Source organism: Catellatospora aurea (genome assembly GCF_042663325.1).
In the GTDB taxonomy this organism is placed as follows: domain Bacteria; phylum Actinomycetota; class Actinomycetes; order Mycobacteriales; family Micromonosporaceae; genus Catellatospora; species Catellatospora aurea.
In genome coordinates, this window is the sequence record NZ_JBHTAC010000014.1 from 181,091 (window position 1) to 191,746 (window position 10,656).

Below are 10,656 nucleotides of genomic sequence, written 5' to 3' on the forward strand. Positions count from 1 at the left end.
CATCTCTTGTTCACCCCGATAGGGCAAAAATGAGGTGGTGAGCGCAGCCCCGCGACGTCCCCGCAAGAAGGCCGGAAATGCCCCGACACCGGCCCCGTCCACACCTGTGGAGGCCCCCGTGGCCACCACGGACGTCCCCGTGCCCTCGTCCACCGACACCGCCGTCGTGACGGACCCCGCGGCACCGCCCGCCGACACCGCCGTCGCGAAGGGCTCACCCGAGCAGACCCCCGCCCCCCTCGCCGTCAGGTCCGCGCCCGAGCAGGGACCGCGGCCGCACCCCGCCACCCCGCCGGTGACCGTGGTGGTCCCGGAGTTCGCCAGCACCGCGCTGACCGAGCTGCCCGAGGACCGCTACTTCAACCGCGAGGTCTCCTGGCTCGACTTCAACGCCCGCGTGCTGGCGCTGGCCGAGGACCCGCGCCTGCCGCTGCTGGAGCGGATGAAGTTCATGGCGATCTTCGCCAGCAACCTCGACGAGTTCTTCATGGTCCGCATCGCCGGCCTGCGCCGCCGGCTGGAGACCGGCCTGCCCACCCGGGGCGCCGACCGGCTGCCGCCGCGGGCGCAGCTGGAGATGGTCTCCGAGCGCACCGCCGAGCTGGTCGCCGACCACGCCGCCGAGTTCACCAAGGTGATCCGCCCCGCCCTGGCCAAGGCCGGCATCCACATTCTGGGCTGGACGGATCTGGAGCACGCCGAGCGCGAGCAGATGCGGGTCTACTTCCGCGAGCACGTGTTCCCGGTGCTGACCCCGCTGGCGTTCGACCCGTCGCACCCGTTCCCATACATCTCCGGCCTGTCGCTGAACCTGGCCGCGGTGGTGCGGGAGCCGGAGACCGGGCAGGAGCTGTTCGCCCGGGTCAAGGTGCCCAACAACGTGCCGCGCTTCGTCCGGATCGAACAGGCAGCCCGCACCCAGGAGGGCCGCAGCACCTACCGCTTCCTGCCGATCGAGGAGCTGATCGCCAACGAGCTGGGCCAGCTCTTCTCCGGCATGGAGGTGGTGGAGCGGCACGTGTTCCGGGTGACCCGCAACGCCGAGGTCGAGATCGACGAGGACCGCGACGAGGACCTGCTGCAGGCCATGGAGCGGGAGCTGATGCGGCGGCGGTTCGGGCCTCCGGTGCGGCTGGAGGTCGCCGCGGACATCTCCGACCACGTGCTGGCGACCCTGGTCACCGAGCTGGAGGTGGACTCACGGGACGTGCTGCGGGTGCCCGGCCTGCTGGACCTGTCCGGGCTGATGCAGCTCTACGACTGCGACCGCCCGGATCTGAAGGACCCCCCTTTCGTCCCGGCCACTCACGCCCGGCTGCGTGAGGGCGAATCGACCCGCAGCATGTTCAACATCCTGCGCGACGGCGACATCCTGGTGCACCACCCTTACCACTCCTTCTCGACGAGCGTGCAGCGCTTCATCGAGCACGCGGCGGCCGACCCGCATGTGCTGGCCATCAAGCAGACGCTGTACCGGACCTCGGGCGACTCCCCGATCGTCGACGCGCTGATCGCCGCGGCCGAGGCGGGCAAGCAGGTGGTGGTTCTGGTCGAGGTGAAGGCGCGCTTCGACGAGAAGGCCAACATCGGCTGGGCGCGGATGCTGGAGCGGGCGGGCTGCCACGTCGTGTACGGCCTGATCGGCCTGAAGACGCACTGCAAGACGGCGCTGGTGGTGCGGGAGGAGGGCGGCCAGATCCGCCGCTACTGCCACGTCGGCACGGGCAACTACCACCCCAAGACCGCCCGTTTGTACGAGGACTTCGGCCTGCTCACCGCCGATCCGGAGGTCGGCGCGGACCTGACCGACCTGTTCAACACACTGACCGGCTACAGCCGCCAGACGGCGTACCGGCGGCTGATGGTGGCCCCGCACGGCATCCGGGCGGGCATCATCGAGCGCATCGAGCGGGAGGCCGGCTACGCCCGCGAGGGCAGGCCGGCGCTGGTGCAGATCAAGGTGAACTCGCTCGTCGACGAGCAGGTCATCGACGCCCTGTACCGCGCCTCGCAGGCGGGCGTGCGCATCGACCTGCTGATCCGTGGCATGTGTGCGCTGAAGCCGGGGGTGCCGGGGCTGTCGGACAACATCCGGGTGCGCTCGATCCTGGGCCGCTTCCTGGAGCACTCGCGGCTGTTCCGGTTCGGCAACGGCGACGTGGCCGCGGGCCGGGGGCGGGCCGAGTTCTGGATCGGCTCGGCCGACATGATGCACCGCAACCTGGACCGCCGGGTCGAGGCGCTGATCCAGGTGACCGACCAGCCCTCCCGGGTCGAGCTGGCCGACCTGCTGGACGTGTCGATGTCGGACCGTATCGAGGCGTTCGACCTGAACCCGGACGGCACCTGGACCCACCTCATCTCCACTTCGGAGCACCCCCGGGTTGATTTGCAGGCTTCGCTGCTGGAGCGGATGCTCAAGCGGTGACCTTGGAAGAAGAGCGCAAGTACGACGTCTCCCCCTCGTTCGTGCTGCCCGAGCTCGCCGTGGCGGACGCCCGCCCGGCGGCTCAGGCGGCCGTGACGCTGACCGCGACCTACTTCGACACGGCCGGGCTGCGGCTGGCCCGAGCAGGGGCGTCGCTGCGCCACCGGGTCGGCGACGCGCTGCCGTGGACGGTGAAGCTGCCGACCGCGGTGCCCGGGGTCCGGCAGGAGATCTCGCTGGCCGGCGGCGATCCTTCGGCGCCGCCGGAGGCGCTGACGTGGCTGGTGGCGGCGTTGACCAGGGGGTCGCCGCTGGTGCCGGTGGCGGTGCTGCGGACCCGGCGGCAGCGGGTGGACCTGTGCGACGCCTCCGGTGCACGGCTGGCCGAGGTCGCCGACGACACCGTCGAGGTGCTCTCCGGCACGGCGGTGCCGCGTACGTTCCGGGAGATCGAGGTCGAGCGCACCGGCGGGCCTGAGGAGCTGCTGTCCGCTGTGGAGGAGCGCCTGCTGGCGGCGGGGGCCCGGGTGAGCGGTTTCACGCCGAAGCTGGTGCGGGCGCTGGGGGCCGCGGCGGCGTACCCCCCGGACCTGCTGCCCCCGGCCGCGACCCTGCCCGCGGGCGCGCGGGCCGCGGACGTGGTCCTCGCCGCGGTGCGTGGCGCGGTGGCCCGCATCGTGGCGCACGATCCCCTGGTACGCCTGGACGAGCCGCTGCCGGACGGGGACACGGCCGTGCACCAGATGCGGGTCGGCGTCCGCCGGCTGCGCTCGGACCTGCGCACCTTCAAGCCACTGGTGGACCAGCGGTGGGCCAAGCCGCTGCGCCGGGAACTCGGCTGGCTGGGTGACCTGCTGGGCGCGGCGCGCGACGCGGAGGTGCTGCGCGACCGGCTTCGCGCCACGGCCGCGGCCGACCCGGCGTGCCCCACCGACGACGGCGAGCGGGCCGCCCTGGACACGATCCTGGCGGCACGGCGCGAGCAGGCGTACGCGGACCTGCTGGCCGCCCTGCGCACCCGCCGCTACCTGGCCCTGCTCGACCGCCTCACCGCCGCCACCCGCCGTATCCCGCTGACGCCCGCGGCCGCCGAACCGGCCGCGCGGGCCCTGCCCGGCCTGCTCGCCCGTCCGTGGCGTCGCCTGGTTCGCGGCACCAAGGGCGTGCCCGGCGCCGCCGACCTGTCCCCGACCGCGCCCGATGTGGACTGGCACCAGGTCCGCATCCACGTCAAACGCGCCCGGTACGCCGCCGACGCGGCCGCAGCCTCAGGCGACCGGCCCGCCCGCCGCCTCGCCAAGTCCCTGGCCCGCCTCCAGGACTCCCTCGGCGAGCACACCGACGCCGCCCTCGCCGCCCGCACCTGGCTCACCCTCGCCGAATCCCACCCCGACCTCGCGGTCACCCTGGCCCGCCTCGCCGAACGCGAACGCACCCTGGCCACCACCGCCCGCACCGCCTACCCCCGCCGCTGGCGCAAAACAGCAAGGAAGGGCACCTTCTTATCGCTACGCGTATAAGAAGGTGCCCTTATTCACCCTCACCCCGTGAACCCGCCGGTCAGAAGCGGCCGAGCGCCACGAACAGCGCCAGTGCCCCGAGGACCACGTTGACGACGATGCCCGGGTACTCCTTGCGCCGCGCGTGCACGACCGCCGCCAGCACCATGATGAGCACCAGGCCGGACGCGGCCAGCGGGGTGAGGATCGGGGCGATGCCGGTCGCCCACGGCAGGATCAGGCCGATGCCGGCCAGCAGTTCGGTGACGCCGATCAGCCGGAGCGTGCCGAGCGAGTAGTCGTTCACCCACGGCATCTTCGGGGCGAGGTCCTCCTTGCTCTTGGTGGACTTCATGACGCCGGCGCCGAGGAAGGCCACGCCGAGCAGGATCTGCACGACCCAGAGGGCGATGTTCACGGGATTCTCCTTGTCGAACGGGAGGCTAAGTGGTGGATCTCCTCCGTTTGTGCCGCGACGGTAGCACTAACCGGAGGCGCGCCTCCAGTCCTGCTAAGCTGGTGATCATGGTGGAACCCCCGCTGCGCGCCGACGCCGCCCGCAACCGCGAGCGCATCGTCGACGCCGCCTGCGACGCCTTCGCCGAACGCGGCTTCGACGTGCCGTTGGAGGAGATCGCCGCGCGGGCCGGGGTCGGCATCGCCACGCTCTACCGGCGCTTCCCGGCCCGCGACGACCTGATGGTCGCGGCCGCCTCCCGCAAGTTCGACCAGTACGAGCAGGCGCTGCACGAGGCGCGGCAGGCCCCGGACGGCTGGACCGGCTTCGCCGGGTACGTGCAGGAGGTCTGCCGGATGCAGGCGGCCGACGGCGGCCTGGCCGACGTGCTCACCATGTCGTTCCCGGGCGCGCGGGAGTTCGAGGCCCGCCGCGTCGCGCTCTACCACGGTTTCGTGGGCCTGGTGGAGCGTGCCAAGGCCGAGGGCTCGCTGCGCGAGGACTACGTGCCCGAGGATCTGCCGCTGCTGCTGATGGCCAATGCGGGGGTGCTGCGCGGGACCGCTCAGGCGGCGCCGAACGCGTGGCGGCGGCTGGTGGGCTACCTGCTGCAGGCGTTCCGGACCGGTGGGGAGCCCGAACCTCTGCCCGCGCCACCGACCCCGCGCCAGACGATGCGCTCCATGCTGCGCATCTCCGGCTGCCAGGGCCGCTCCCAGCCGCCCCAGCGCGGATAGGGCCGCACAAAGCCGCACCCACGCCGTCTCATCTCGGCGCGGGTGCGGCTTTGTTCAGGTAGGGATAACGGGACCGGTCAGCGTTTGGCGGCCTTCTTGGCGGGGGCCTTCTTGGCCGTGGTCGCCTTGGCGGTCGTCTTCTTCGCCGCGGTCGTCGCCTTCGCGGTCACGGTCTTCTTGGCCGGAGCCGTCTTCGCCGCCGTCGTCTTCTTGGCGGTGGCCTTGGCCGCGGTCGCCTTCGCCGTGGTGGCCTTGGCGGTGGTCGCCTTGGCGGTGCTCTTGGTCGCGGTCTTCTTGGCCGGAGCCGTCTTCGTCGCGGCGGCGGCCTTGCTCGCGGCCGGTCGGGTGCCGGCGGCGCCGGCGGTCTTCTTGGCGGTCGCCTTCGTCGCCTTCTTCGCCGGGGCGGCGACCTTGCCGACGGAGACCGTCTCCTTGAAGCCCGCGCCGGGCCGGAAGGCCGGCACCGACGTCTTCTTCACCTTGACCGCCTCGCCGGTGCGCGGGTTGCGCGCCATGCGAGCGGCCCGGGCCCGCTTCTCGAAGACGCCGAAGCCGGTCAGCGAAACCTTGTCGCCCTTGGTGACCGCGTTCTGGATCTCGGTGAGCGTGGCCTCCAGCACGGCCGCGGCGGTCTTCTTGTCGACCACGGTCGGGTGAGCGGCGATCGCGTCGATCAGCTCAGTCTTGTTCACGGATTCCTCCCGTATGGTGCTACTGGACTTATAACAGTCATTCTGTGCGCACAGTAGGCCCAACGTCAGCAATATGCCAACAGGAGGGTCAAAAACCACCTATGTGTCGCAAAGAAAATTGCCCCCATCCTGATAACAGGACGGGGGCAATTACGTTGCTGTCGTGGTTCAGCACCTATCCGACAAGTACTCCAAAAGCCGGGCGATGGCCCTCGAACGCGGTGATCGCCTCTTCGTGGCGCAGCGTCAATCCGATGTCGTCCAAGCCTTCCATCAGCCGCCAGCGCAGGAAGTCGTCCAGCGAGAACGCCCAGCTCTGCCCACCCGCACGGACCTCCCGGGCGACCAGGTCGACCTCGATCGGGGTGGCCGGGTCGGCCTCCACCAGGTCCCACAACGCCTCCACGGCCGCCTGCGGCAGCTCGACCGTGAGCAGACCCTGCTTGAGGGAGTTGCCCCGGAAGATGTCGCCGTACCGGGGGGAGATGACCACCCGGAAGCCGTAGTCGTTGAGGGCCCAGACCGCGTGCTCCCGTGAGGATCCGGTGCCGAACTCGGGTCCGGCGACCAGCACGCTGGCCCCGGCGTAGGCCGGGTTGTTCAGCACGAACGACGGGTCTTCCCGCCAGGCGCTGAACAGGCCGTCCTCAAAGCCCGTGCGGGTGACCCGCTTGAGGTACACCGCCGGGATGATCTGATCGGTGTCCACGTTGGAACGCCGCAGCGGCACCGCGGTGCCGGTGTGAACGGTGAACTTCTCCATTTCGATCTACCTCGGTTCAGCGGGCGCCGACGGCGTCCAGGTCGGCGGGAGCGGACAGGTGGCCGGTCACGGCGGTCGCCGCGGCCACCGCCGGGGACACCAGGTGGGTACGGCCGCCCTTGCCCTGCCGCCCCTCGAAGTTGCGGTTGGACGTGGACGCCGAGCGCTGGCCCGGCTGGAGGGTGTCCGGGTTCATGCCCAGGCACATCGAGCAGCCCGCGAACCGCCACTCGGCCCCGGCCGCGGTGAAGACCTCGTGCAGGCCCTCCTCCTCGGCCTGCGCCCGCACCGCGGCCGAACCCGGCACCACCAGCATGCGCACACCGTCGGCGACCTTGCGCCCGCGCAGCACGTCCGCGGCGGTGCGCAGGTCCTCCAGCCGCCCGTTGGTGCAGGAGCCCACGAAGACCACGTCCACGGCCAGGTCGCGCAGCGGCGTGCCCGGGGTGAGATCCATGTACTCCACGGCCCGGCGGGCCGCCGCGCGCTCCGACTCGGACGCGAACGACTCCGGGTCCGGGATCACGCTGTCCAGCGAGGCGCCCTGGCCCGGGTTGGTGCCCCAGGTGACGAACGGGGTCAGCGCGCTCGCGTCGAGGAACACCTCCTTGTCGAAGGTCGCGCCCTCGTCGGTGGGCAGGCTGCGCCAGTAGGCCACGGCGTCGTCCCAGTCGGAGCCCTTGGGCGCGAAGTTGCGGCCCTTCAGCCAGGCGAACGTGGTCTCGTCCGGCGCGATGAGGCCGGCCTTGGCGCCCCATTCGATGGACATGTTGGAGACGGTCATCCGCCCCTCCATGCTCAGCTTCTCGATGGCGGGGCCGCGGTACTCCACCACGTAGCCCCGGCCGCCGCCGGTGCCCTCCTGGGTGATCAGGGCCAGGATCAGGTCCTTGGCCGAGACGCCCGGGGGCAGCTCGCCGGTGACGGTGACCGCCATCTGCTTCGGCAGGGCCTGCGGCAGCGTCTGCGTGGCCAGCACGTGCTCCACCTCGGAGGTGCCGATGCCGAAGGCCAGCGCGCCGAACGCGCCGTGCGTCGAGGTGTGCGAGTCGCCGCACACGATCGTCATGCCCGGCTGGGTCAGGCCCTGCTGCGGGCCCATGACGTGCACGACGCCCTGCTGCGGGTCGCCGAGCGGGTGCAGCTTCACGCCGAACTCGGCGCAGTTGGCGCGCAGCGTCTCGATCTGCGTGCGCGACACCGGGTCGGCGATCGTCAGGAGGTTGTCGGTGGGCGTGTTGTGGTCCTCGGTCGCGATCGTCAGATCGGTCCGGCGCACCTTGCGCCCGGCCAGCCGGAGGCCGTCGAAGGCCTGCGGGCTGGTCACCTCATGCAGCAGATGAAGATCGATATAGAGGAGGTCCGGTTCACCGTCAGCGCGGCGTACCACGTGTGCGTCCCAGACCTTCTGGGCAAGGGTCCTGCTCACTGGGTTGCTCCCACCATCTGGACATCCCGCATCTTGGGAGGTATGTTTCGGTCTGTGGGACACAGTATGTCTGGCGTGGGCGTCCTTGACAAGGCGGTAGTGATCCTTGCCGCGTGTGTCGACGGCGCCAGCCTCGCGGAACTCGTCGATCGCACCAAGCTGCCGAGAGCAACGGCGCACCGGCTGGCGCAGGCGCTGGAGATTCATCGGATGCTGGTACGGGACACGCAGGGACGCTGGCGTCCCGGTCCCCGCCTCGGAGAGCTCGCGAACGCCGCCCCCGACGTCCTGCTGACAGCCGCAGAGCCGCTGCTGTCCGCACTGCGGGACGCCACCGGCGAAAGCGCGCAACTTTACCTGCGCAGGGCCGACGAACGGCTCTGCGTCGCCGCCGCGGAACGGGCCAGCGGCCTGCGCGACACCGTGCCGGTCGGCGCGATCCTGCCGATGACGGCGGGCTCGGCGGCCCAGATCCTGCTCGCCTGGGAACCCCCCGAGGCGGTCATGCCCCTGCTCCCCCGCTGCAAGTTCACCGGCCGCACGCTGGCCGAGGTGCGCCGCCGCGGCTGGGCGCAGTCCGTGGCCGAGCGCGAGGCCGGCGTCGCGTCGGTCAGCGCCCCCGTGCGCGACCGCACCGGCCGCGTCATCGCCGCGATCAGCGTCTCCGGCCCCATCGAGCGCCTCGGCCGCCGCCCCGGCGACCGGCACGCAATGGCCGTCGTACGCGCTGGTCAGCGGCTCTCCGGACTCTGATCGGGGGATCCCTACTCCGATGATCGTCGTTGCTCGTGCCCCCTAGCATGAGCGCGATTTTCAACGGGGAAAGGAACCCTCATGGCAGACCCCCAGGCGCCGGTGGACGATCCGTCCACCGGCGCCTCAGCTTTCACTCCGGCCCCTGGCGACCCGACCGCCACCGGCTCGGCTGAGCCGGCCGCCGTGCACGTCGGCGAACCCGGCACCGGCGCGGTGATCACCCTCGACCGCGACGAGACCGCCGCCCCCGCAGAGGCTCCGGCCCGGCCGCGCTGCGTGCCGGCGCTCGTCACCGCCGCCGTGGCGCTGGTGCTGCTGCTCGGCGTCGGCGGGTACGCCGTCTACCGCTTCGTCTTCGGCGACGGCCGCCGGGCCGAGGAGTTCACCCCGGCGTCGGTCGTCGCGTTCGCCTCCGTCGACCTGGAGGTCGGCCTGGAGCAGCAGCTGAAACTGCTCAAGCTGAGCGCCAAGGCGCCGAAGGACACCGGCGGCGACACCGCGGAGCAGCGCGACAAGGCGATGGGCGAGCTGCTGCGCGGCCTCGGCCTGACCGGCGTCGACGTCGACCGGGACCTGCTGAGCTGGCTCGGCCACCGGGTCGGGGTCAGCTTCTGGCTCGACGACGGGCAGGCGTACGCCCTGATCACCGCGAGCAGCACCGACTCCGCCGACGCCGAGGCCGGGCTGGGCCGGGTACGCGCCGGGCTCAAGACCGCCAGCCTGGGCTTCGTGGTGCGCGACGGGGTGGCCCTGCTCGCCATCGGCGAGAAGAACGGCCAGCAGGCGGCCGAGAAGGCCTTCGCCGAGGCGCAGCGCGCACCGCTGGCCACTGCCGCGACGTTCGCCGCCGACCGGGCCTGGCTGCAGGGCGACCAGCTCGCCGTGGTCTGGGCCGACCTCGCGCGGTACGGCGACACCGTCACCACGGCGATCCAGGCGGGCATGACCGCCGCGGAGAAGGAGATGTTCGGCCTGGCCACGCCGGAGGACGCGAAGCCGAGGGAGCAGGGCCGTTTCATCGCCGGAGTCCGGGCCACCGACCACGGGATCGAGGCGCGATACCGCACGTTCGGCTCCAACGCGACCCCGGCGGGCCTGCGCGACGCGGTGGCGAAGCTCGGCGCGCTGCCCGCGGACACGCACGTCGGTGTGGTGGCGCAGCTGCCCCGCGACCTGTCGGCCGCCGCCGACGCGCCGGGTTCCCCGCTCGGGCTGCTGATGGCCTTGGCCATGACCGGGATGACGACCGACATCTCCGACCAGGTCGATGTCGGCGGCGCGCTCGGTGAGCCCGGGCCGACCGGTGTCGTCGGGACGTCCGAGATCCCGCAGGCCCCCGAGCTGACCCCGGCCGAGCAGGCCGAGCTGAACGCCCTGATGGAGAAGGGCTTCGACAAGCTGACTCCCGCCGAGCGTGAGCGCGTGGAGAAGCTGCTGGGGATACCGGAACTGGGTGACCTCGGCGACGGCCCGCTCGGCGGCGCGAACCCGTTCGGCACGATCGCCGCGCTGGACGGAGCCGTGGTCAGCGTCGCGGTGCGGACGAAGGCGGAGCAGGACCCCGCGGTCCGGGTCGTCGCGGAGGCGCTCGACGCCGCCGCGGCCGGCAAACTCGTGGAACTGCTCACCGGTATGGGCAAGTCCGGCCTGACCGCCACCGCCGAGGGCAACGTCGTCACCGCCACCAGCACCGGCTACACCCCGGGTGGCGGCACGCTGGCCGGTCAGGAGGCCTTCCAGCACGCCGTGGCGGACGCTCCGGCAGTCACCGGGCTCGCGGTCTACGTGAACCTGGCCGAGCTGCTGCCGGCCGCTGAGCGGGCCAAGACGCCGCTCGGCGAGCTGGTGCTGCTGCAGGTTGTTGAGGGCGGCGACCAGACCGGCGTGCTCCGCCT

The 10,656-nt window shown here is 71.9% G+C and carries 9 protein-coding genes; 5 read left to right on the plus strand and 4 right to left on the minus strand.

Features of this window, described 5'->3' with window-relative positions:
• Positions 1-118 precede the first annotated feature (118 nt).
• Together ACFQO7_RS16625 and ACFQO7_RS16630 are read left to right on the plus strand one after the other, a co-directional pair.
• Complete coding sequence (locus ACFQO7_RS16625; RefSeq protein WP_376807153.1) at positions 119-2,428, plus strand: RNA degradosome polyphosphate kinase; 2,310 nt, start codon at positions 119-121, stop codon at positions 2,426-2,428.
• Entirely contained in the window at positions 2,425-3,948 is a 1,524-nt protein-coding gene (locus tag ACFQO7_RS16630; protein WP_376807154.1) for a CYTH and CHAD domain-containing protein, read from the plus strand. Before ACFQO7_RS16625 ends, ACFQO7_RS16630 begins: the two co-directional genes overlap by 4 nt.
• 40 nt (positions 3,949-3,988) lie before the next feature.
• Here the strand turns inward: ACFQO7_RS16630 and ACFQO7_RS16635 are convergent, their stop codons facing one another.
• Positions 3,989-4,345 (minus strand): DoxX family protein, encoded by a 357-nt coding sequence (locus tag ACFQO7_RS16635; RefSeq protein WP_376807155.1) that lies wholly within the window; start codon positions 4,343-4,345, stop codon positions 3,989-3,991.
• Between the two features lie 107 nt (positions 4,346-4,452).
• On the opposite strand from ACFQO7_RS16635, the gene ACFQO7_RS16640 reads away from it, so the two are divergent.
• Positions 4,453-5,121, plus strand: a complete 669-nt coding sequence (locus ACFQO7_RS16640; protein ID WP_376807156.1) for a TetR/AcrR family transcriptional regulator — start codon at positions 4,453-4,455, stop codon at positions 5,119-5,121.
• A 77-nt stretch (positions 5,122-5,198) separates the two neighbouring features.
• Here ACFQO7_RS16640 and ACFQO7_RS16645 read toward each other — a convergent pair whose 3' ends face one another.
• From ACFQO7_RS16645 to leuC, 3 genes are all read right to left on the minus strand, one after another.
• A complete protein-coding gene (locus tag ACFQO7_RS16645; protein WP_360521699.1) occupies positions 5,199-5,828 on the minus strand; it encodes an HU family DNA-binding protein in 630 nt (209 codons plus the stop codon).
• Between the two features lie 160 nt (positions 5,829-5,988).
• Positions 5,989-6,576, minus strand: a complete 588-nt coding sequence (leuD, locus tag ACFQO7_RS16650) for a 3-isopropylmalate dehydratase small subunit (RefSeq protein ID WP_360520533.1) — start codon at positions 6,574-6,576, stop codon at positions 5,989-5,991.
• 16 nt (positions 6,577-6,592) lie between these two features.
• Positions 6,593-8,005 carry a 3-isopropylmalate dehydratase large subunit gene (leuC, locus tag ACFQO7_RS16655; protein ID WP_376807157.1) on the minus strand — a complete coding sequence of 471 codons (1,413 nt, stop codon included), beginning with the start codon at positions 8,003-8,005 and terminating at the stop codon, positions 6,593-6,595.
• 66 nt (positions 8,006-8,071) lie between these two features.
• Here leuC and ACFQO7_RS16660 point away from each other — a divergent pair, with 66 nt between their 5' ends.
• Together ACFQO7_RS16660 and ACFQO7_RS16665 are read left to right on the plus strand one after the other, a co-directional pair.
• Positions 8,072-8,758: an IclR family transcriptional regulator gene (locus tag ACFQO7_RS16660; protein ID WP_120318463.1), complete on the plus strand. Its 687-nt coding sequence runs from the start codon at positions 8,072-8,074 to the stop codon at positions 8,756-8,758.
• An 81-nt stretch (positions 8,759-8,839) separates the two neighbouring features.
• On the plus strand, positions 8,840-10,656 hold a 1,817-nt coding region (locus ACFQO7_RS16665; protein WP_376807158.1), incomplete at its 3' end, for a hypothetical protein.

Coding starts and splice junctions, on each gene's coding strand:
- ACFQO7_RS16640 (WP_376807156.1), top strand. CDS start 4,453: ATGGTGGAACCCCCGCTGCGCGCCGACGCCGCCCGCAACCGCGAGCGC.
- leuD (WP_360520533.1), bottom strand. CDS start 6,576: ATGGAGAAGTTCACCGTTCACACCGGCACCGCGGTGCCGCTGCGGCGT.
- ACFQO7_RS16660 (WP_120318463.1), top strand. CDS start 8,072: ATGTCTGGCGTGGGCGTCCTTGACAAGGCGGTAGTGATCCTTGCCGCG.